General features: G+C 42.5%; 25 protein-coding genes. 3 read left to right on the top strand and 22 right to left on the bottom strand.

Annotated features, from left to right (window positions below):
- Positions 1 to 7: 7 nt before the first annotated feature.
- Both G8O23_RS13680 and G8O23_RS13675 read left to right on the top strand, forming a co-directional pair.
- Positions 8 to 3,175: a glycoside hydrolase family 2 TIM barrel-domain containing protein gene (locus G8O23_RS13680; RefSeq protein WP_166365783.1), complete on the top strand. Its 3,168-nt coding sequence runs from the start codon at positions 8 to 10 to the stop codon at positions 3,173 to 3,175.
- Positions 3,176 to 3,297: 122 nt separating this feature from the next.
- Positions 3,298 to 5,262 carry a glycoside hydrolase family 97 protein gene (locus tag G8O23_RS13675; protein ID WP_166365780.1) on the top strand — a complete coding sequence of 655 codons (1,965 nt, stop codon included), beginning with the start codon at positions 3,298 to 3,300 and terminating at the stop codon, positions 5,260 to 5,262.
- A gap of 2 nt (positions 5,263 to 5,264) precedes the next feature.
- Here the strand turns inward: G8O23_RS13675 and G8O23_RS13670 are convergent, their stop codons facing one another.
- The 18 genes from G8O23_RS13670 to G8O23_RS13585 all read right to left on the bottom strand — a co-directional run bounded on the left by G8O23_RS13670 (position 5,265) and on the right by G8O23_RS13585 (position 17,708).
- A complete protein-coding gene (locus G8O23_RS13670; protein ID WP_166365778.1) occupies positions 5,265 to 6,044 on the bottom strand; it encodes an MBL fold metallo-hydrolase in 780 nt (259 codons plus the stop codon).
- A gap of 18 nt (positions 6,045 to 6,062) precedes the next feature.
- A complete protein-coding gene (locus G8O23_RS13665; protein WP_166365776.1) occupies positions 6,063 to 6,863 on the bottom strand; it encodes an Mrp/NBP35 family ATP-binding protein in 801 nt (266 codons plus the stop codon).
- Between the two features lie 8 nt (positions 6,864 to 6,871).
- Positions 6,872 to 8,236, bottom strand: a complete 1,365-nt coding sequence (locus G8O23_RS13660; RefSeq protein ID WP_166365774.1) for an FAD-dependent oxidoreductase — start codon at positions 8,234 to 8,236, stop codon at positions 6,872 to 6,874.
- A 26-nt stretch (positions 8,237 to 8,262) separates the two neighbouring features.
- Entirely contained in the window at positions 8,263 to 8,781 is a 519-nt protein-coding gene (gene cobO, locus G8O23_RS13655; RefSeq protein ID WP_166365772.1) for a cob(I)yrinic acid a,c-diamide adenosyltransferase, read from the bottom strand.
- A 6-nt stretch (positions 8,782 to 8,787) separates the two neighbouring features.
- Positions 8,788 to 9,396, bottom strand: coding sequence for a DUF169 domain-containing protein (locus tag G8O23_RS13650; RefSeq protein WP_166365770.1), 609 nt, complete (start codon positions 9,394 to 9,396; stop codon positions 8,788 to 8,790).
- Positions 9,396 to 10,184: a DUF4405 domain-containing protein gene (locus G8O23_RS13645; protein WP_166365768.1), complete on the bottom strand. Its 789-nt coding sequence runs from the start codon at positions 10,182 to 10,184 to the stop codon at positions 9,396 to 9,398. The genes G8O23_RS13650 and G8O23_RS13645 overlap by 1 nt, the downstream gene beginning before the upstream one ends.
- A gap of 3 nt (positions 10,185 to 10,187) precedes the next feature.
- Positions 10,188 to 10,718: a peptide deformylase gene (def, locus tag G8O23_RS13640; protein WP_166365766.1), complete on the bottom strand. Its 531-nt coding sequence runs from the start codon at positions 10,716 to 10,718 to the stop codon at positions 10,188 to 10,190.
- A gap of 6 nt (positions 10,719 to 10,724) precedes the next feature.
- On the bottom strand, positions 10,725 to 11,657 hold the full coding sequence (locus G8O23_RS13635) for a radical SAM protein (RefSeq protein ID WP_166365764.1): 933 nt from the start codon (positions 11,655 to 11,657) through the stop codon (positions 10,725 to 10,727).
- Between the two features lies 1 nt (position 11,658).
- Positions 11,659 to 12,522, bottom strand: a complete 864-nt coding sequence (locus tag G8O23_RS13630; protein ID WP_166365762.1) for a 4Fe-4S binding protein — start codon at positions 12,520 to 12,522, stop codon at positions 11,659 to 11,661.
- Between the two features lie 143 nt (positions 12,523 to 12,665).
- Positions 12,666 to 13,544 carry a nucleotide-binding protein gene (locus G8O23_RS13625; RefSeq protein ID WP_166365760.1) on the bottom strand — a complete coding sequence of 293 codons (879 nt, stop codon included), beginning with the start codon at positions 13,542 to 13,544 and terminating at the stop codon, positions 12,666 to 12,668.
- Complete coding sequence (locus G8O23_RS13620; RefSeq protein WP_166365758.1) at positions 13,537 to 13,980, bottom strand: CGGC domain-containing protein; 444 nt, start codon at positions 13,978 to 13,980, stop codon at positions 13,537 to 13,539. The genes G8O23_RS13625 and G8O23_RS13620 overlap by 8 nt, the downstream gene beginning before the upstream one ends.
- 14 nt (positions 13,981 to 13,994) lie before the next feature.
- The gene (locus G8O23_RS13615) at positions 13,995 to 14,849 is read right to left on the bottom strand and encodes a damage-control phosphatase ARMT1 family protein (protein WP_262888071.1); all 855 of its coding nucleotides are present in this window, start codon (positions 14,847 to 14,849) and stop codon (positions 13,995 to 13,997) included.
- 11 nt (positions 14,850 to 14,860) lie between these two features.
- Positions 14,861 to 15,229: a NifB/NifX family molybdenum-iron cluster-binding protein gene (locus tag G8O23_RS13610; RefSeq protein ID WP_166365754.1), complete on the bottom strand. Its 369-nt coding sequence runs from the start codon at positions 15,227 to 15,229 to the stop codon at positions 14,861 to 14,863.
- A gap of 205 nt (positions 15,230 to 15,434) precedes the next feature.
- Positions 15,435 to 15,668 (bottom strand): DUF5320 domain-containing protein, encoded by a 234-nt coding sequence (locus tag G8O23_RS13605; RefSeq protein WP_166365752.1) that lies wholly within the window; start codon positions 15,666 to 15,668, stop codon positions 15,435 to 15,437.
- A 125-nt stretch (positions 15,669 to 15,793) separates the two neighbouring features.
- Positions 15,794 to 15,979, bottom strand: a complete 186-nt coding sequence (locus G8O23_RS13600; protein ID WP_166365750.1) for a DUF5320 domain-containing protein — start codon at positions 15,977 to 15,979, stop codon at positions 15,794 to 15,796.
- Between the two features lie 114 nt (positions 15,980 to 16,093).
- A complete protein-coding gene (locus G8O23_RS13595) occupies positions 16,094 to 16,408 on the bottom strand; it encodes a NifB/NifX family molybdenum-iron cluster-binding protein (protein WP_166365748.1) in 315 nt (104 codons plus the stop codon).
- A 13-nt stretch (positions 16,409 to 16,421) separates the two neighbouring features.
- The gene (locus tag G8O23_RS13590) at positions 16,422 to 16,994 is read right to left on the bottom strand and encodes a DUF134 domain-containing protein (RefSeq protein ID WP_166365746.1); all 573 of its coding nucleotides are present in this window, start codon (positions 16,992 to 16,994) and stop codon (positions 16,422 to 16,424) included.
- Positions 16,995 to 17,126: 132 nt separating this feature from the next.
- Positions 17,127 to 17,708 (bottom strand): class I SAM-dependent methyltransferase, encoded by a 582-nt coding sequence (locus G8O23_RS13585; protein WP_166365744.1) that lies wholly within the window; start codon positions 17,706 to 17,708, stop codon positions 17,127 to 17,129.
- A 110-nt stretch (positions 17,709 to 17,818) separates the two neighbouring features.
- Between G8O23_RS13585 and G8O23_RS13580 the strand changes: the two genes are divergently transcribed.
- Positions 17,819 to 18,187, top strand: coding sequence for a DMT family protein (locus tag G8O23_RS13580; protein WP_166365742.1), 369 nt, complete (start codon positions 17,819 to 17,821; stop codon positions 18,185 to 18,187).
- 71 nt (positions 18,188 to 18,258) lie between these two features.
- On the opposite strand, the gene G8O23_RS13575 is transcribed toward G8O23_RS13580, so the two are convergent.
- The 4 genes from G8O23_RS13575 to G8O23_RS13560 form a co-directional block, all read right to left on the bottom strand.
- Positions 18,259 to 18,960, bottom strand: a complete 702-nt coding sequence (locus G8O23_RS13575) for a Crp/Fnr family transcriptional regulator (RefSeq protein WP_166365740.1) — start codon at positions 18,958 to 18,960, stop codon at positions 18,259 to 18,261.
- Positions 18,961 to 19,112: 152 nt separating this feature from the next.
- Positions 19,113 to 20,765, bottom strand: a complete 1,653-nt coding sequence (locus G8O23_RS13570; protein WP_166365738.1) for an NAD+ synthase — start codon at positions 20,763 to 20,765, stop codon at positions 19,113 to 19,115.
- A 31-nt stretch (positions 20,766 to 20,796) separates the two neighbouring features.
- Complete coding sequence (locus G8O23_RS13565; RefSeq protein ID WP_166365736.1) at positions 20,797 to 21,351, bottom strand: DUF7010 family protein; 555 nt, start codon at positions 21,349 to 21,351, stop codon at positions 20,797 to 20,799.
- A gap of 26 nt (positions 21,352 to 21,377) precedes the next feature.
- Positions 21,378 to 22,052 carry a porin family protein gene (locus G8O23_RS13560; RefSeq protein ID WP_166365734.1) on the bottom strand — a complete coding sequence of 225 codons (675 nt, stop codon included), beginning with the start codon at positions 22,050 to 22,052 and terminating at the stop codon, positions 21,378 to 21,380.
- Between the last annotated feature and the right edge of the window lie 258 nt (positions 22,053 to 22,310).

Genomic DNA, 22,310 nt, shown 5'->3' with positions numbered 1-22,310 from the left:
TTGAGTTATGAAGAAATCGATTCTCATTTCGTTACTTGCACTGCTGGTCTCAGGTGTAATAGCCCAAAAGTGGCAAAACCCAGAATTTATTGGCGAAAACAAGCTTCCTGCTAACACGCTATTAATCCCGTTTGCAGAGCAGCCCGCATTTGGAGTCAACAATGAGCAATCCGACTATTTCAAGATGCTCAATGGACTTTGGAAATTCAAGTTTTTAACAAACCCCAACAATTCACCCGCAAGTTTCACCCAACCCGATTTTGATGATAGTGACTGGGACAAAATCATTGTTCCCTCAAACTGGCAAACCAAGGGTTTTGGAACACCTATCTATACAAACCAAGTGCATCCTTTTCCAATAAACCCGCCCATTGTACCTGTTGAAGGCAACGAAACCGGATTGTATAGACAATTGTTTAGTGTTCCCAGTGGTTGGGACGGGCGACAGGTAATTATCCATTTTGCTGGCGTGCAGTCTGCCATGGAGCTATACCTCAACGGACAGTATATTGGCTACAGCCAAGGGAGTATGACCCCAGCCGAGTTCGACATAACATCAGCCCTAAAAAAAGGTGATAATTTGCTTGCCGCCAAGGTAATTCGCTGGTCCGATGGGAGCTACATCGAGAACCAAGATTTTTGGCGAATGAGCGGAATTTTCCGGGATGTTTTCCTATACTCGTTGCCCAAGCAAGCTTTATGGGATTTGTCGGTAAATACAACCTTTAGCGATAATTACGCAAAATCGAATCTGATAATTAAAGGATTAGTTACAAATACAAGCGAGAGTCCAACCCAACAAATCACCTCAAAACTTATTGATACCCAAGGGAACATAGTTTTTGAAGGTGCAACCAATATATCCAATACAAATGGGGAGCTATCCTTCGAAATATCAAAAGAAATTGACAACCCAAAGCTTTGGAGCGCCGAGGAGCCAAACCTTTATCAGCTAGTACTAAGAGTAAATAATGAGTACTACCATCAAACCATTGGCTTTAGGGATGTTAAAATTGCCGATGGGCAGCTCTGGGTAAACGGACAATCGATAACCATTAAGGGTGTGAACCGCCATGAGGTTGACCCATACAACGGGCGCACGGTAACCAAAGAATCGATGGAACTTGATGTTAAGCTGATGAAGCAAAATAACTTCAACGCCGTTAGAATGGCTCACTACCCAAGTCACCCCTACTTTCTGGAGATGTGCGACAAGTACGGGCTTTACGTTATGGACGAGGCCAACGTGGAGTCGCACTACCTGTGGCAAAACCTAAACCAATCGCCAGTGCTTTACCCCGAGTGGCGCAAGGCCATTGTGGACCGGGGAGTATCGATGGTAATGCGCGATCGGAACCATCCATCGGTAATCATCTGGTCGTTGGGAAACGAGTCGGGCGATGGACCCAATATGCGCGCCATGGCTGACACAATTCGTACACTCGATTCACAAAATCGCCCCATTCACTACGAAAGCAAAGCGCTAAAGCGCCCGTTAAGTTTTGATGGTGTTGGATTTTTCGAAAAGATCAGGCGAATGATCTCTGCCCTACAATGGGGTAAAGCCCTTACCGACTACGATTTTAATGCAACCATGTACCCCAGCCTCGACAGGTTAAAGCAGATGGCCAAACTCGACAAGGCCGAAAGGCCAATCCTTATCTGCGAGTACTCACACGCAATGGGCAATAGCAACGGTCATTTTAAGGAGTACTGGGACTTGTTCGAAAGCCATCCACGGATGATTGGTGGCTACATTTGGGACTGGGTAGATCAGGGGCTCGTTAAACATACACCTGAGGGACAGCCATACTTTGCCTATGGAGGTGATTTTGGTGATACGCCAAACGATAAAGATTTTTGCCTAAACGGGTTAGTGTTCCCCGACCGAAATCCAAAGCCAGCATTAGCCGAAGTGAAAAAGGTTCAGCAATATGTAAAATTCAACAATTTTAACCCCGCCAACGGCACTATAGCTATTGCAAACACCTACTCATTTATCAACCTAAACAAATTTTACTTAGAGTGGGAAATTACTGAAAACGGAATTGCCATTAGGCAAGGTACATTTGAAATGCCTAGTAATGTGGCAGGCAATAGTAAAACCATCACAATTCCCTATACAAAACCAGAAGTAAAAAACGGAGCACGCTACTTTATCAACCTTAGCCTTAAGCTAAAAGATGATGCCCCTTGGGCTAGCAAAGGTCACGAGGTGGCAAAGGAACAGTTTGAGTTACCATGGAGAACTGATGAATTGGAAAAAGCGGCAAACACTGCTAAAGAATTACAACTTTCGGAAAATGGCGAAAACTGGCTTGTTGCTGGCGATGGATTTAGCATTGAGTTCGACAAAAAAACAGGAACCATAGGCAAATGGATTGTTGATGGAAAACTAGTTACTGAAAAAGGGCCAGAGGTAAACCTATGGCGTGCACCTACCAGCAACGATTTGGGCACTGAGTTCAACCCCGATCCTCGCTTTACTTTCCATGCAAAAATATGGGAAAAGTATGGGCTGAATAATCTTGAAGTTACCCAATCGAATTTGAAGATTAATAGCAATAACAATAGAATTACTATTACAACAAGACAGGTGCTACAGGGTACAAAATCGAAATTTGTAAATACAATTACCCACTCAATAAAGCCAAATGGAGAAATTGATATCGATTTAAAAGTTAAGGTGAAACGTCCTTGGCGCAAACTCAACATTCCAAAGGTAGGAATGATGATAACCCTACCAAAGGAGTTTGAGCAAGTTCAATGGTTAGGACGTGGCCCACACGAGAATTACCGCGACCGCAGCTATGCTGCACATTGGGGGCTTTACAATAGCACCATAAGCGAAATGGTTACGCCATACATCAAGCCTCAGGAGAATGGTAATCGATACGATGTTGACCGGGTGATAGTATCAAATGATACTATGGGCATTGAGGTAAATGGTAATGGGTTCAACTTTAGCATTCATCCATACTCATTGCAGACCCTAACCAATGCAACCCATACATACCAATTAAAGGAATCACCAAAAAATTATTTATATATCGACCTGTTTCAAAATGCCTTGGGTAGCGAAAACTTTTTCTACAACTATCATAAAGATTATATAGTAAAAGGGAGGAAGTTTGAGCTTAGCTTTACAATATCGCCTTTTATTGAAAGTAAGTAAACCCTATTGAACGCTGATAACACTGATATAACAGATTCGCGCAGATATTAGATTTAAATAAAATGATAATTACTGTCAATCATTTGAATCGGTGTTATCAGTGTTCAAAAAAATAGAATAATATGAAGCACACATTTGTAATAATTGCAATTTTGCTAATTGCAAAAACAATATCAGCCCAAAGCCATCAACTTATCTCGCCAAACGAGAGGCTAGTGGTTACAATAAACATTGACAATGGACTGGTTTACTCCGTGCAGAAGAGTGATATTACAATAATCCAGAATTCGAGAATTGCACTAAAAACCAATAAGTTTACGGAGGCAACTTTCAATGAAAAGCCTACAGTTACCCAAACAAATAGTAAGGGTGAGATTAAACCTTTGTGGGGTATAACCTCAGGTATTACCGATGAATATTCTCAGATTACCCTATCGTATCCAGAGAATGTATCGGTTCAGTTCCGCGCCTACAATAGTGGTGCTGCATGGCGATTTACTACCGAAATTGATGGTGAACTTATGGTTTTCGACGAAACAGCCGAATTCAACATGCCCTTGGAATCAACTGTCTATTACCCCGAAACCAAAAGTTTTCTAACCCCATTTGAGCCAAACTACTTACCCAATGATGTGAGTAAGATTGACAATGACAAATTGGCGCACACGCCAATAATGTACACCACCCCTCAACAGCATGTGGTGGTAATTTCCGAATCGAACCTGTTTGAATACCCAGGAATGTTCTTAAAGAAAACAGGCAAACAGGTGTTTTCAGGAGTTTTCCCAAAGTATCCTAAAAAGGAAAAGCAGGAAATACTGGGTAGATGGCGTTTGGTAAAATGGCCTCAACTCTCCAGAATGGTTGTGAAAAGCACTGAGGATTTCATTGCAAAATCGGAGGGTAAAAGGGATTTTCCCTGGCGGGTTATAATGATAGCTGACTCAGATGTTGATATTCTTAACAACACCCTAGTATATCAATTAGCCAACGAGCCAACAATGGATTTTAGCTGGGTTAAACCTGGAAAGGTGGTTTGGGATTGGTATCATAACTGGAATCTTCAGGGAGTAAGTTTCAAGCCTGGAATTAACACCCAAACCTACAAGTACAAAATTGATTTTGCGGCAAAGCATGGTATTGAATATGTTAATATCGATGATGGCTGGTCGAAGCTTTGGGACTTCAACAGAATCAATAAAGATTTGGATGTTGAGAAAGTAATTCAATATGCTAACGAAAAAGGGGTTGGTATATTCCTATGGGCCATGTGGAATACTATCGACAAAGACTTTACAGCCCATCTCGATATGTTTCAACAACTGGGGATTGCAGGTTTGAAGGTCGATTTTTTTGATCGTACCGATCAGCGGATGGTCGACTTTATCAATCGGCTTGCCGAGGAGTGTGCCAAGCGGAACCTACTGCTTAACCTACACGGTATGTACAAGCCCACAGGAATAGACAGAACATTTCCAAATGTGGTAAATATTGAGGCTGTGTTGGGGCTTGAGTACAACAAGTTCTCCGATAAGTGTACACCCGAGCACAACCTTACCATTCCGTTTGTACGAAACATAGTGGGGTCAATGGACTACACACCGGGATCGATGCGATACATGCCCCCTGAAACCTTTAAGAAATCTTGGGATAATCCCCACTCCATGAGCACCCGTGCTCAGCAATTGGCAATGTACATTGTTTACCATGGTGGAGTTCAAATGCTGGCCGACTCGCCTACCTTATACGAACAAGACGAGATTGCATTGAACTTCCTATCGAAAGTGCCGGTTACTTGGGATGAGTCGATTCCACTTGTGGGGAAAATTGGAGAGGTTATAGTTATTGCCCGCCGATACGGCGAAAAATGGTACATTGGCGGAATGGCCGGAACAAAAGAGCAAACGGTAAAGTTTCCCCTCTCCTTCCTAAAAAATCAGAAGTACAAAGCATCTTTAATTACTAATGGCGATAATGCTTCGGATTTGAAAACCGAAACACTTGAATTGGACAGCAACCAGAATTTTGAGCATACCATACCCGCACTTGGCGGCTTTGTAATGGCTATCGAGAAGGATATTGAGTAAGCTTAGAACGAGAATACATCACCCGTTCTAATCTCTTTTACAGCAAATACCCTGTGAAACTCTGCCAATGCTGGCAAAGCGGTACAGTGCGATGGCATAACGTGCTTCACGTTGTTCTTTTTTAGATAAGCAATGGTTTCTTGCGTTTGCAAGTTGTTATGCTTAAGATGGAATCCGCCCATGATGCCAAGGATACGATTGTCACCCGTTACCTTTTTGGCATACTCAAGGGTATTAACAATGCCCGAATGCCCGCAACCCGTTACCACAAAAATGCCATTATCGGTTTTTAGCGCCAGGGCGCTATCGTCCATCACAAAATCGGGGCTACCATCCTCAAACGAAAAGGATGTGGTTTGCGACTCGAAGCTTGCTAGGCGAGGAATTTCGCCCAGAAAGTATGCACCATCGAACAACTCGTATGGTTTGGCCGATGTTACAAGATTAAACCGAATAGCAACCTCCGCCCTACTCTGGTTTAGGCCAATATAGTTCCGGCTATTTTTGCCAAAACGCTTCACAAAGCAACCGGGGTGGCAAATCAAGTTGCCTCCCTGTAGGTTTTTCAGCCCATCGCCATGGTCGTAATGACCATGGCTAAGGACTATGAAATCTGCTTTCTGAACATCAATACCCATTGCCGTAGCGTTTGCTACAAAAAGATCGGTTTGGGCTGTGTCAAAAAGTATATGTCTTCCATTATGCTCAATGAAGTAAGAGAGGCCAAACTCGGCCTTGGTACTCACGCCGGGAGCGTTATCAATAAGTATTGATATGGTCATGCAGATAGATAATTTAGATTAGACTTTCGATTTTTCAATTATTGCCTCCACTATTCCATCAAAAGCCTCAACAGCCACCTTGTCGCTTTGGCTATAAACGCTTAGGCCCTTGTCGGCTGCTTCACCAACCTCGGCAATAAGGGGAATTTGGCCAAGCACAGGCACACCCAGCTCATTGGCTAGACGTTGCCCACCACCCTCACCAAATATAAAGTACTTCTCCTCGGGGTGAGGTTTTGGTGTGAACCATGACATATTCTCCACAACTCCCAGAATTGGCACCTTCAAATCCTTATTATTGAATAGCGAAGCTGCCTTGCGGGCATCGTTTAGCGCAATTTCCTGCGGTGTGGTTACAATTATCGATCCGCTAATATGGAGCTTTTGTACCGTGGTTAGCTGAATATCACTTGTTCCCGGAGGGAAATCGATAATCATGTAATCCGTATCGCCCCAGTGAGTATTCTCCAGCAGCTGGGTCATGGCGTTGGCAGCCATTGGCCCACGCCAAATTAGGCCCTGATTGGTTTTCACAAAAAAACCAATGGACATAATTTTTACCCCAAACTTTTCGATTGGAAACATCATATCCATTTCGCCATCATTTAATACCTCAGGCTGGGCACTCTCAACACCGAACATACGAGGGATTGATGGGCCAAAGATATCGGCATCTACCAGCGCAACATTATACCCCTGCCTAACAAGGGCAATGGCCAAATTGGCCGAAACGGTTGATTTACCAACTCCACCTTTACCAGAGGCAACGGCAATAACATTTTTCACAGTGGGTAAGCTAATTTTTTCAAAGGCATTCATAATATTTACTACGATTTCATTAGTTTTAGCATCTTATTTGAGATTTGCTCGGCTGCTTTAATTAGCGGATATGCAGCAGGCGAAGCGGTTAAGCATGGATGTGTTCCTATTTGCATAGTGAGCAGGGAGTTAACCGACATACGATTCTGAATTGCCAAACCAATAACGTTGGTAAGTTCACCGGCCTCGGTTCCACCAATAACCTCACCACCAATGATAACTCCAGAATTCTTGGCTGCAATTAGCTTCACAATTTGCTTATGTGCACCGGGTAAATTGCCGGGGTGACGGTTTACGCCTTCAAAAACACCTACTAACGTGTCGATACCCTCCTCGCTGGCTCTCTGTTCGGTTAGACCGGCAGTTCCAAAACCTGTGCTATTTAACGCCGTTGAGTATATAGCAATGGTTCCGCTAAAGGTTTTCACCACGTGCAGATTGAATAGGTTCATTCCAGCAATACGAGCCTCGGCACAAGCCGTTGATGCTAGCATCGTTGGCACACGACGACGGGTAACAAAATCGCGCTTCTGAGCGCAGTCGCCAATGGCAAACACATCGGGGGTATGCGAGCGCATGTACTCATCAACAGCAATAAAGTTATCCTCATCTACTTGGATACCTGAGCTTTTTGCTAACTCGCTATTGGGCTTGTACCCCATCGATAGAACAACAGCATCCATTGATAGAATCTGTCCGTTCTCCAGCTCTATCTCCTCAACCTTACCATTTCCCAACACACGCTTAATGCCAGTTCCGGCAATTACATTTACTCCCCGCTCGGTAAGCATTGCATGAATTTTTTCTGCAAATTCGGCATCGAACGCAAGGTTTAGGATATGAGGTAATTTTTCGATGAGCGTTACATTGTAACCGTGTTTTTTTAACTCATCGGATAGCTCAACACCAATAAAGCCAGCACCTATTACTGCAATATTTTTTACCGACCCAAGTTTATCCTTTATGCCATCGAGGTATTGCCTATCCTTGGGGACAACAAATACATTCTCTAAATCGGCTCCCCCTAACCACTTAGGTTTAATAGGTGTTGAACCAGTTGCAACCAAAAGCTTTTGATAGGCTATCTGCTCGCCACTGGCAAAGGTCACGATCTTCTTCTGGGTGTCAATTGCAGTTGCCTCGTCAACTATTGACTCAACCCCATTTTTCTCCATCATAGTATCCACAGGCATTAGGTTTTTCTCACTGCTACCCAGCGTACCAAAGATGTAAGGGATACCACAAGGCACCATCACGTCCTTCTGCTTCTTTACAAGAATAAAACTCTTCTCAGGCCAATGAGCCCTCCCGGTAACTGCTGCAACCATTCCAGCTGCGCTTCCACCAATAATTAAAACATCTGTGCTCTTCATTAATTGTTATTATTTAGTGTTAATATTCAATACTCAACACCCTTACGGGCTTCAACTCCAATTTTATAGTAATGCTTTATCTCCTTCATCTCGGTAACCAAGTGGGCAATATCAATTAGCTCCTGCGGGGCGTAACGACCAGTAAGCACAATTTCCATTGCGCTAGGTTTTGATTTTACCAATTCAAGCACCTCACTAACCTCAAATAGTTTGTAGTACAAGGCGATGCAAATTTCGTCGAGAATTACCACATCAAATATGTTCTCGTCAATAATTAGCTTCACTGCATCGAGCCCTTTTCGGGCTGCATCAATATCCTTTTGGGTTGGCTTATTCTTAATGAAACAGTCGAGCCCAAATTGCCTAACCTCAATCTCGGGGAAACGCTTGAGCGCACCGAGCTCGGCGTAGTGCATTCCCTTTACAAACTGGCCAATATAAACACGCTTACCAGCACCAACAGCCCTAATGGCCAAACCAATGGCAGCAGTGGTTTTACCCTTACCATTGCCGGTGTATAGATGTATGTAGCCTTTTTCGTCCATAAGTACCTAGCTAAACATTTGAATTGCCTGACTATAGGGAAGCCCCACAACCAGCTGATTATCTTTTAAGCCTGCGTACTTTCGCGACTCGGGACAGCCAAACGAGATGCTCATATTGGCCGATTTGAAAGTGCTGATAAAAACATTGCCGCAAATTGATAGGAAGGTGAATGGCTTAACAACAGGGAACTCATTAGTTTTAAGAGTATTGCTCCTCATAAGATTCATCACTTGCCTAGGGCTTAAATACATTATGTACAAATCGGGGCGAATGGTCCTCTCCATCTTCTCATCAATTCCCATTAGGATATTGTGAATTGGAGTATTCATTCGGGGTATATCAACAAGCGCTTTTTTAACCGTTTGCATTGCAATATCGCTTTCGGCTGAAATGTGCTTAATCAAATCCTTGTCGTCCATAAGTAAACCCATACTACGCTTAGCCCCATGGCAAATAAGGTTCTTGGGATCGAACAACAGGGGTGTTTTAAAGGCATCGTTTACAGCCTCACAAAACCTAATGGGTTTCGATGGAGAGTAGAAATTACTCTCGGTATAATTTACCTTTAGGCCTAAACATTTTGGCCCATATAGTTTTTTCAGATCAGAAATCATTACTCTTCCTCACTTTTATACTTAACAATCGCTCTACTTACATCCGACATGGAGAAGTTGTAGCGTTTACGTAGGCGTCCCAGCCTTTGGCTATCGGAATGGGATGGCACTCCCAGCTCCCGGCAGATGTACTGGCTTGGAACATTGTACTTAGTTGCAACATCACCAATAGTTTGAGTGCCGAGCACCTCGTACTCCTCAATACTATTACGGTTCTTCTTCAGCTTTTGCTCATTACTATTCTGTCCCTTGCCTTTTGCTGATTCAGTTGGTTGGTCAAACACTTCTATTTCAGCATCTACTCCTGCCTCCTTTACCAACTCATCAGGAATTATATTATATACAACTCCAACTGTTTCAATGGTTCTATGACGATATAAATTACCGTAATGCACCTGTGTTGGATTAATGATGAATGCAAACACAAAAAGAAGCACACCAACAACTGATATTAAAATACTGAATAGAATGCGTGGGGTTCGCTTTGGGAACAGCCTTTTGAAAAAGCAAACAACCATTTTCCAATGGAAGATGATGTGGAGCACCATGAAAACCACGAAAGCTAAGCTAATAATAAGATGGATTGTACCCCACTCATGCCTATCCATACCCAAAAACTCCAGGTTAATGTTCTCGCCATACAACGCATTACGCTTTTCGCCCGAGAGCAAGGTGTACTTAATAAGAAACCCCATCCCGGCCATTGCCATAAGTAGCAGGAATAGGATAATATCAATGGTAAGGTTTAGCTTCGCTCTATCTCTACAAAATTTTATAAAACTGTTCATAGCCTATCCTCTTTTAGCGTTTTTTGATATCCGATGTAGGCGTTTTAGCTTATTAGCAATAATTGCTTTACGAATGGGACTAATTCGATCGACAAACAGGATTCCCTCCAGATGATCGTACTCATGCTGAAATATCCTGGCTTCTATCCCATCTATTTGTCTACATATTTCGTTCATATTCTCGTCGAAATATCTTACCCGGATGGATTTTGGGCGTTCAACCATCTCGAAAAGTTCAGGAATACTAAGGCATCCCTCATTGTACATCGATATTTCCTTGCTAACCTCTGTTATTTCTGGATTGATTACAACCCGCTTAAAACTCTCAACCGATGAATCATCGTCGGCTAAGGGTTCCGTGCTGATTATGAATACTCTCTGCAGTACGCCTATTTGGGGAGCGGCCAACCCTATTCCACCTTCCACAGCAAGGGTATCGAATAGATTTTTAACCAGCTCGGAAGAAAAATCACTTACATCCTCAGCATGCTTTCGCAGGGTTGGCGAACCGTATGTTAACACTTTTGCCTTCATAGTATTTCAACGTTTTCGGAGATAGTACTTCATGGAGTCGTACTCTAGCTCCACAATCTTTTGCTCGTTCAGCAATCCCTCCAAAACTGAGTAATCGGCCTTATCGTTGGCCAATAGCTCACGCATTGTATCCTCCCTTAAGGGGTGAACTGCACAAATATTCAGGATATCGTCGGTTGCATTCCCAGTAAACCCGGTGTTGGTACCCTCGAACCCCAGGATAAGTTCAGTATTTAGTCCCAACCTAGTAAATATCTGATAGGCATTATTTGCTGATTCTGCCGATGATGGTCTTACTATTGAAATGGCTGGAGGCCTGGTAGGAATGGAAATATATGCTTTGGACGGATTGGCCATAAAAACATTATGAGCTGTACGCTCCAGATCATAAGGAATATCATTTATGCCATCAACAAGCATTGTCTCAGTGGCCAGCATGCCTTCAAATTGTTTAGCAAAGGTTCTTATTCCCTCGATAATTTTATCGAAATCCAAATTGGGGTGTGGTCGGTTTAACTTTCTCCAAATAGCTTCGCTGGCGGTATCAATCTTTATCGATACCCAGTCGGCAAGCATCAAATCGGCTCTTACATCAGGGTTGGCAATGAGCGAACCGTTTGTAATAACGGCAATGGGGATTTTGAGTTGCTTAAGCAGCTCAATGGATTCGCCCAAATTCTCATCAAGCGTTGGCTCACCATTGGCTACAAAGGTGAGAAAATCGGGTTTATCGTTTGCTGCTAACTTGGATAATTGATTTTCGACCCCCTCAAGTATTTGTTTTGGCTGGTAAAAAAACTCCCTACTTATGCTATACTTTTGTTTTGCTCCAACCTGGCAATAAACGCAAGAATACGAGCATATTTTTTGCTCGGGAATATTATTTATTCCGAGGCTTTTGCCTAATCGGCGAGAGGGTATGGGGCCAAAACAAATCATGCTAGTTGCTAGCTATTTTGTTCCAAATTGATTTAATGGAATGGCTAATCTCCGAATCGGGTGCCCACTCAATAATACTTTTGCAGTTCACCATTGCGTCAACTACAACGCTATCGAAGGGCAACCTCCCGGCTATTGATACATTGTTTTGAGTGCAGTACATTTCAATCTCCTGGGCCATATCGGCATTCAAATCGAACTTATTGACCAGCACCCAAGGCTTGAGGTTAAATTTCGATACCATCTCGAGGGTACGCTTCAAATCATGCAAACCCGATATGGTTGGTTCGGTTACAATTAGCACGTGATCAACCCCAGTAATTGATGATATTACAGCGCAGCCAATGCCCGGAGGGCCATCGATAACAATATTTTTAAGGTTATTCTCCGTTGCAACCTGCTTTGCCTTTTCGCGCACCATATTAACCAGCTTGCCTGAGTTCTCCTCGCCGGGAGCAAGTCGCCCGTAAACCATTTTCCCATTTCGAAAATCGCCCGAGTACATCCTACTCTTATCGTTATCGACCATAATTATGGCGTTTTGTGGGCATACACGCGAGCATAGCTGGCAACCATCGCATGATGTTTCGGAAATCTCAATCCGTCCGTTGTTATTGCTAATGGCATCGAAACGGCAATAATCCATACACAAACCACAATGGATACACTTATCGTAATTGATAACAGCAGTTTGGCCGGCTATGTACACCTGCTCCTCACTGTGCGTTGGATTAAATATGATATATAAATTTGCAGCATCCACATCGCAATCGGCTAGTAGCACTTGCTCCGACAGCGTTGCAAACGCTGCGCTGATGCTACTTTTTCCGGTTCCGCCTTTGCCGCTAATAATGGCTACTTCCATGTTATAACAATGTTTCAATGTTTAAAACTTAATTGCGTCGCAAGCAAATTCAATTTTCAATCATTCTTAAAATTTGCGAGGCTTAAAACTTTCCTCATTTCACCCCAACCTAAAGGTCGGGGCTATATATAAGTAGGTCAAATTCATCTGCCAGCTATACTATCACACACCAATTCAAACACATCAATTAGCTTTTGCTGCAACTCGGGTTTCTCTTTGGCTACAATATTCCCTTTTGAGTAGATTGATGCTATGTCCCTATCAAAAGGGATTTCCATTAGCAAGGGAATTTTCTCGTCCTCAAGATATTGGTAAACCGCCTTATCGCCTAAACCGGCGCGATTTATAATTACACCGCAAGCTTTCCCCATGGTTCGTAAGGTATCAACCGATTGTTTTAAATCGCTTAACCCAAAAGGTGTAGGTTCGGTAATAAGGATAATATAATCGGCATGCGAAACGGTTTGAATAAACGGGCATGAAGTACCTGGAGGCGAATCCATAAGGATAAGCTGATTACTATCGACAGAGTTTATTGCCTTTTTAATTACCGATACTGGCGAGTAAACGCCAACATACACCCTGGCCTCAACCACCTGCGAAGTGCTGGTCATGGGGTAGTATTTTATCTCGCCAAGCGATACCAGCTTCTCGGTTATGGCACCATCGTTACAGGCTACGGAACAAGCGCCGCAACCATGACACAGGTCTTCCATCACCTTAATTATTTTTGATGGCGGGATAATAAATATTGCGTTGTAGGCGCAATAGTCATGGCATCGGCCACAATAGGTGCACTTGCTCTCGTCGATTACAGGCACAAGCTGGGTTACATCCAACGTCCTTGTTGCCTCGGCGTTGAAAAAAACCATATCGTTTGGTTCCTCAGCATCGCAATCGATAAGGGTAACGGGTACTCCGTTTTGTTGCAAGCTGTAAAAAAGGCTGGTTGACACAAGGGTTTTACCCGTACCTCCCTTGCCACTGGCAATGGCAATTTTATAGTTTGTGTTACTAGTCATACTTAAGTCTCATTTCCTCAGTTGTAAGGGTTGGTTGAATTACCTTTTGATACAATGGTGAGTTCCAAGTTTTAAGGTTTGAGTGTGTAGTATAGTATTTTTGAGGTATTGGATGAGTTCCAACCACCACTTCGAGTCCAAACTTTTCGGGGATAAACTCCATGAAGTGCTTTAACCTTGGGCAAGGCGGGTAGCCAACAACCAAACCAGTGGCCAAATGGATAATGGATGCCCCATTTTTCTTCATCTCCTCGGGTGCATACTCCACATTCCCACCGGGACAGCCGCCACAAGTGGTGTAACCCACCACCTCAACATCCATATCCTTGTAACGATCAAATGCCCCCTCACGGCTTTTTAATGAGCGAAAACACTTGCCTCCTGCACAGGTATGGTACCTGTGGCAAATTATAATACCAATTTTCACTTTTTCCATAGCACTATATTGGTTTAGTTACTTTGCTTAAGTTGATTAAAGACAACAAAATCGCCTTTTTTAACCCCTAAGGTCTCGGCAATTAAATCGCACTTAACCATTAGCAAAAAGAATATCCTTGGATCACTCTCGCTCAGTAATCCTTCCAAATTACCCTGCCCTTTTGATATAATTAGGTCAGCCGAACGGAAATCTTCCTGAAACTCCCTGCTACACCTTTCGAGGATGGTTGAGGGAGCATCGTAGCCGTTGGATATTACATCGGCAGCGTAATGCATTCCCACCTGAACCGAATCGTCCATTGTTACATCATTCAACACGTGTTCACCCTTAACAGCAAAGTTGATATTGCCGTGCATAATGGTTTCTATAAACAGCCTGTCGAACACAATTTCGCCAGCATTATCGCCAAGGTAAAGCACCTTGCGGGCTTTCTTTAATCCTTGCTTAAGCAGCTCCGATTTATCAACTGTAAAATCGGAAGCAATAACCCTATCTATGGTTTTATGAATATCGAAACTTTTGCTGGCGCCGTAATCCATAATATTGCCAGCTATGGCTAGCTTTAGAGCCAAATTGAATGGGCTTTCCGATTCGATAACCTTGGGTTTCCACTTATCGTAAAGTTCAAGGGCAACCCTATTACTTTCGTCCTTCTCCTCCTTAAAGGGGTCTTCAATATTTAGGATTCGACAAAATGTTTTATTCAGATTCCTTTGAATAATGGGTGCAAATCCGCTACCATCATTTTCAATGGTAGTATAGAAATACTCGAGAAAAACCTTTTGCTGCGTTTCGCTTACATCAAATTTCCGGAATAGGCGCTTATAAGTTGTCAAAAAACAGGGAACGCACCTTTGATCAACCATACATGCAAAAATTAATGGCTACAACCGTGATCGTGGCCTTCTCCGTGATTGCAGTAGTTAGCGCTTAGCTCTAACTTATTGTCGATAAATTGTGAAACGATTTCTTTGGGCTCGATCATAGGCGCACCAATAAACACGTTGATATTCTGCTCATGAAATAGGGCGATTGCTTTCTGCCCCATTCCGCCGGCAATAACATCCGAAACGCCAAACTGAGCAACCCAACGTGGATATAAGCCTGGCACGTGCTCGGGGGGCGTGTGTAATTGAATATCGGCGATAGCTCCATCTTTAACTTCAACAACAGCAAACTGTTGGCAATGCCCAAAGTGGGCGCAAAGGATACCATTCTCTAATGGTAAGGCAATTTTTTTGTTCATTTTAATTGGTTAATGGTTTTTGTTTTCACTCATAAGGCTGTCTGAAAAGTAACTTTGTGGGAGTCTGTGAGGATTTTGTGTCTTTTGCGATACCCCTAACTAATTATAGCACAAAGGATACACAAAGAAGTCTCAAAGGAACACAAAGAAAATTTAATTAATTCTTCACTTTTTAGAGAGCCTTATGAATACTAAAAAATTAAGTTTAAACTCCTCTAAACCTATTCTGCTGGCCTAATCCTCGGCCACGAAAACCTCGACCACGAGCACCTCGGCCAAAACCCATTCCTCGGCCAAAGCCTTGAGGCATATTTTCGGGAGCCTGGTTAGGCTCATCGGTTTGAGTAATTTTTCCAGCACCAAAATTGGTGCATTTTCCCATTCTGCGGCCAGTCATTGGACCTTGTCCAACTGGACCTGTTTGGTTTAATCCTGGCATAACGACCTCCTCTTTTGATTTAAGAACTCTGATTAACGATTTTAGATTTATGATTTATTTGAGATGTTAACTTCCTAAATCATAATTCGTTAATCGAAATTCGAAATTATTTTATTTTAAAACATTCACCCCTTCTCCCCGCTCCTCAGCCTCTTTCCCTTTCCCTGCCCAGAACCTGATTTACGGCCTTTGCCCATTCCCTTGCCAAGTTTGGCAAGTTTTTCGATTTCAGCTAAATCTGCGCACTCTCCTAATTTTCGGCCTGAGCGAGAACCTTTCCCCTCGGGGCCTGTTCCATCCATTTTTGGCATAAGTTCCTCCTCTTTGATTTAAGAATACCGATTGAAGATTGAAGATCTTAGATTTGATTTTGGATGTTTTTTAAACTCGTAAATCAAAAATCTTCAATCGATATTCGTTATTCATCAATGATTCAACATCTGTATTATCTCCCTAATGGTTTTGGGTTCTTTCACAACAATCATCTGTATTTGCAGGCTATCTACCAACGATTTTATCTTCATACCAAATTCGCCCGACACAATTTTGCTCACGTTGCGGGAAGCAACCACCTGAACCGATGCGGGTCCTGCACCATTCTCAGCCTCCTTGTTTGGGTTGGGAATAAATTCTGTTGATTTACTCTCGGTATCGTAAACCACAAAGAATGAGCAGCGACCAAAACGTTCATCGAGCTTAGAATCTAAAGAATCACCAGTTGATGTAATTGCAACTTTCATAGGATATATAATTTTAGTTAGATTTCTGTTTCCTGGTCATACGCTTACCACACTGCGGACAAACGTAGTGATTGCAAGGCTTACCGTGATTGTGCAAAACCTCATATCCACATCCTACGCATACACAAAAATCGGCGCAACGCTCATTTTCTGCATCAAGGCAGTCGGTCTCCACATCGCAGCTTAAAACCTTATCACTTCCGCACAGAGGGCATTGGGTAATCTGAACATCCTTTTGCGGATTGTTGAAATAGCACTTACAACTTTTGCAGCTGTACCAATCGCTATCGAAATAAACCTTCCCCCCGTCGATACTTATCTGTCGTCCCTCGGCAAATGCTTTTGCCACCTTTTGCCTTGCCGAAGCATAAATGCGAGTAAAGGTTGGCCGCGAAACACCCATGGCTGCCGATGCCTGATGGTGGTTGTACATATCGTAATCGCACAACCTTAAGGCTTCATACTCCTCGAAATGCATAAGTACTGGCTCTTTCCCTGCTTTATCCAAATCGGGGCCGTAGGGCTTAAAGCCCTTAATGGGCGGCGGATTCACAACCTTTCTAGGCTTTTTTATTCGTGGCGACATACAGCATTATTGACATTTGTTCACTGCAAAGTTAATGAACATATGTTCATTTGGCAAAATTTTCTTCTATTATTTCACAAAAAAAAAAGGCTGAAAATTTCCAGCCCTTTACGTAATGATAATCTGCAATATCTAGGCTACTGCTGTAACAACTATTCTGAATACCTCATAATCGAGCTGTTTAACAATAGTAAGCTTGTTGGTTCTCACGAAGTGGTCGATTCCTCCTAAACTTTTGAAATAGGTAAAATTTGTGTAATGCTCTTTGCCTGCAAGCCTTTCTATCAATTTAACCAAAAACCCCTTAAATCCTTTGGGCTGAGGCACAAGATAATCTGCAAATACAATCATACTACTCAAAGCCTTTGCTTTACAAATAAGTCTATTGGCAAGTTCCTCATCTACTGAATGAATAATCATTGAAAATACAGCGTAATTGAATTGGGAGTTGATATTGATTATGAGAAAATCATCAGCAATAAATGTAAAGTTTGGATGAGCAACCTTACCTCTTGCTGCTTCAATCATCTTTGGAGTTAAATCTACGCCTAGGTATGATTTTACCCCCTTATAGTGGAGAGCGCTGGCCAACTCACCGGTTCCACATCCAACCTCAAGAAGATTGGCTCCCTCCTCAATTTGCAAAGCAATCCGTTTAGTTAGTCCGCTAAGCAAGGGTGATATTAAAATATCGTACCAGTTCTTATATGCCATAATTTAGTTGTATGGGTTGAAAATAATTTCACAAGTTTACATATGATAATGTGCAAAGGGACAACCAAATTGCTTTTTGCATATATTTGCTCACTTTTTCTCAAAAACATATGAGTGCAATATACACAATAATTCTGCTGGTGCTATCGAACACCTTCATGACCCTTGCATGGTATGGCCATCTTAAATTTAAGGAGATGAGCTGGTCGCAGGGACTAGGGCTATTCTCAATTATTCTGATAAGCTGGGGAATCGCTTTTTATGAGTACATATTCCAAGTTCCAGCAAATAGAATTGGCTTTAAGGGAAACGGAGGCCCTTTCTCGTTAGTGGAGTTAAAGGTAATTCAGGAGGTTATTACGCTTATAGTTTTTATGATTTTTACCCTACTGGTTTTTAAAACCGAATCGTTTAGGATGAATCACCTAATCGGATTTGTGTTCCTAGTACTTGCAGTATTCTTTATATTTAAGAAGTAGCTCATTGCTATAGAAATAAAGAAAAGGGGCGCAAAATTTTGCGCCCCTTCTTCTGTATGTTGTAAGTGTAATTAACCTAAATCGCTTATTCTCTCAAGCTTATAGGGGTCAATTATCTTCACCCGTCTACCATCAAGTTCAAGGATCTCCTCGTTGGCAAAAGCCGAAAGGGTTCTAATAGCATTGGATGTGGTCATATTCGAAAGGTTTGCCAAATCTTCTCTCGATAGATACACCCTAAGGGTTTGATTATCCTCCTCGAAACCATAGGTGTCGCGAAGAAAAACAAGCGACTCTGCCAGTCGACCGCGAATGTGCTTTTGGGTAAGCGTAACGGTACGGCTATTGGACATCCCCAACTCCGTTGCGACGGATTTTAGTATATGATAAGTCAACGGGGCATTCGACTGAAGAATTTTTATGAATGCACTCTTGTCGATAGTGGCGATTATACAATCCTCCAGCGCTTCGGCAGAGGCAATATGATTCTCATCGGCAAGAAGAGCTCTATATCCAATAAAACCTACGGGTTTGGCCATTCGCACAATTTGATCGCGCCCCCCTACACCCTCTTTAAATATCTTAACTTTTCCTTTTGTTAGGCAAACCAACCCCTTGGGCACATCGCCATCGCGATAAATAATTTCGCCCTTGCGGTAGTAAGAACAAGAGAAACCCCTGAATAGTTGCTCTTTTTCACGTGCTCTTAGATTATTGAAAAGGGAACAGACGCCCTCAAAGGCACTTTGGATATCAATGGTTGGATGGGCCATACTTATATTATTTTTTTAAATCCAACAAACGATTGCAATTAAGAATCTAATAATCAACAAAGAACAATAAAAGACAATTAAAAGGGTTGATTAAAAGATCTGCAAAGATAACAAAAATGTTTTACAGCAGAAAAAGGAAAAAATTGCTCAATCTAGTACTTTGCAACAAGTGGCATTCGGCGGCCTGAACCAAAGGCCTTAGATGAAACCCTTAGAATTGGTGCCGTTTGATATCGCTTATACTCACTAATGTTAACCATTCTGAGAGTTCTGATAACCAGCTCGGCACTAAATCCCATGGCAATTATCTCGTCCTGCGACTTGTGCTCCTCAATATATTGGAAAAGTATCTGGTCAAGCACATCGTACTCGGGCAGCGAATCGGAATCCTTTTGGTTTGGCCTAAGTTCAGCTGATGGTGGTTTGGCTATGGTATTTAAAGGGATAATTTCCCCTTCCCTATTGATGTAATGGGCAAGTTCAAAAACCTGTGTTTTGTAAACATCACCAAGCACCGATAAGGCTCCACACATATCGCCGTACAAAGTTCCGTAACCCACTGCTGATTCGCTTTTATTGGATGTATTCAAAAGTAAATGGCCAAACTTATTGGATAGCGCCATCAGCATCACACCCCTGATACGTGCCTGAATATTCTCCTCAGTCAGGTTCTCGGGCTGATCCCTAAAGATATCCGCCATACCAGCGCGAAGCGTATCAAATGTATTAGCAATGCTCACAATGTCGTACTGGACATTTAGGTTCTCGGCCAGCGATTTGGCATCATCTATTGAATGATCCGATGAATATTGCGAGGGCAACAGAAGTACCCTAATATTATCGCTACCCAATGCTCTTTGAGCCAATACAAGCGTTACTGCCGAATCGATACCTCCTGATAATCCTAATGTAGTCTTTGTAAAACCCAGCTTGGCAAAGTAATCACGAATACCAAGTACAAGTCCATCATGAATTAAGGCAATACTGTCTTCTGCCTCAATCTGCTGCTCGGTTTGGTTCGCCTCCAAATCATCGGTGTCAACAATTTGAATGTCCTCCTCAAAATCCTTCATCTTAAGGGCAACAGAACCGTTGGCGTTTATGGCCAGGGATCGTCCATCGAAGACTAAATCGTTATTGGCACCTACCTGATTTACGGTAATAAGGGGCATTCCATATCGTTTCACATTACCTTGGAATACAGATAGCCGCCGGCTAAGATTGCCACAGGCAAAGGGAGATGCTGCCACATTGATAATAATGTCGGGTTGCTGTTTGGTTAACTCCTGCATAGGCGACATTGAGTATAGCTTGCCACGCCCCATTCCCGATGAGGGAGGCTGGTCGTCCCATACATCCTCGCATACCGTAATGGCCAAACGCTTACCATTTAGCTCGGCTACCTGAAAACTACGACTGGGCTCAAAATATCTATACTCATCAAAAATATCGTAGGTTGGAAGCAGTGCCTTGTTATGGGTGCTTTGTACTTTACCATCTTTTAAGAAGAATGCAGAGTTGAAAAGAGGTTTACCAGTCGGGTTGTTGTTGTAGCTGGGGCCACCCACAATTGCTGCAACCCCATTACACGCCTCGGCAACCTTATCCATCGCCATTCCACAACGTTCAATAAAATCGGGGCGAGTTAACAGATCCTGTGGGGCGTATCCACATATAGCCAACTCAGAAAAGATCACAAGTTCGGCACCGCGATTCTTGGCAGAATCGATAGCGTCGATAATTTTTTGAACATTAAGGTCAAAATAATTGACCGTATAGTTAAGCTGTGCAAGGGCAATTTTCATAATAGTACCAGATATTGTGCAATAGAACCTTTTACATTGATATTTTATTTCGATACGACCTTGCTAAAATCACAGCCAAGAAGACCATAGCCATGGCTACCATTAGGGGTAAAATGAAGGCTCTTGAGGAATTTAGGGTTAAACCTAAAATCAAAGACCCCACAGAGATAACTCCTGCCCCAATAGCGTATGATTTTTCGTTGTAAAACCAAGCGTATGGGAAAAGATGTGCACCAGTGATAATTGCATAGGTCATAACAAAATGGCTTGGCATTTTAATGAGCATAAAGATCAGAAATGGAAAGTAGAATAGCTGGGCAAAATTTAACCACAAGCCTAAGGGTTGCAATGGATTGCCAGCAATTTTCCATTGGGTTTTCAGCACCTTCGACATTAGCAAGGCTATTGGAAGCATTAATGCACCCACCATAAAGGTAAGTACGCTCTTGTTATACGAATCGAGTGAAAGACTCCAGATGATTGCAATTAGTATCCAAATAAAGCTTGATGAGATGATAAAATCAACTCCATTTTTGGCCTTAACTGAAAGCTCGTACTTCAGACCAGCCAGTTCTTTTTCATCCATAAACGGGATAGTTTACAAAGTTGACATTAAAAAACTAAACCCACTTTTAGCCCAAAAGTACCCACATTCAATCCTTTGTACGACTCTTTAAGAGGATGGGTAAGCCCATTGGAAAAAGTGAGGCCTACAAGGATAGCGGACGGCCCTCCTAATGAATACTGTACACCAGCACCAAAATAGTACGATATGTATGCAAACTGCATATGAGTTTTCTCGAGCACCTCACGGTCAACATCCATTTCGTCTATCCATGCAAAGCCCTTAAGCCTTACATTTGCTTTTAAACCCAAATCGGCATAAAAGGTGGTGTACCCAATCTCATTGGTTTTGAACTTAAGGCCCAGCGGGATGCTGATGTACTGCCCCTTAACCTTGGCGCTAACACCTTGATTTACATAGTACACGTCATCGAGGGTGACAATTGAGTCGCCAGCATTATTAAATACAAAATTACCTCCAATATTGGCAATGGAAGCACCAGTGGTTAGGGCATACCTATCGGCAAAATACCTTTCGAGGCTAAAACCTGCATTAAACCCAACAACAACGCCATCGGATGAAAATGCTTTGGTGTCTGATCTATACCATGATAGCTGAGGCTCGCCATACACGCCAAAGGCGATATACTGAGCTTTTAGCTCCAATGAGGTTAGCGTAAAAATTACGATGAAAGCAGATAGAATTGCACCTTTAGTTTTCATATAGTGTAAGTGTTTGTCAGTGTTGGCAAAGTTATTTTAAAAGTTTGGGTTTAAAAATATATTTTTTAAGCAAACATTAAGCCAACATAGAAAATATCTAAGAAACTGTTTAAGTTTAAATTATAATTTTTCACTAGTGTCCGACTAAGTCTTTTTTACAATGATAATAATGTAATAGATTTCTCGCTTCGCTCGAAATGACAGGCTGTTACGCTGTATGGGGTGAGGGGGTGAAGGCGGCTACGCCGCCTTCACCCC

Origin of the sequence: Perlabentimonas gracilis (assembly GCF_011174675.1) — a bacterium.
Lineage (GTDB): Bacteria > Bacteroidota > Bacteroidia > Bacteroidales > Tenuifilaceae > Perlabentimonas > Perlabentimonas gracilis.
This window is presented reverse-complemented; position numbering and strand designations above follow the sequence as displayed.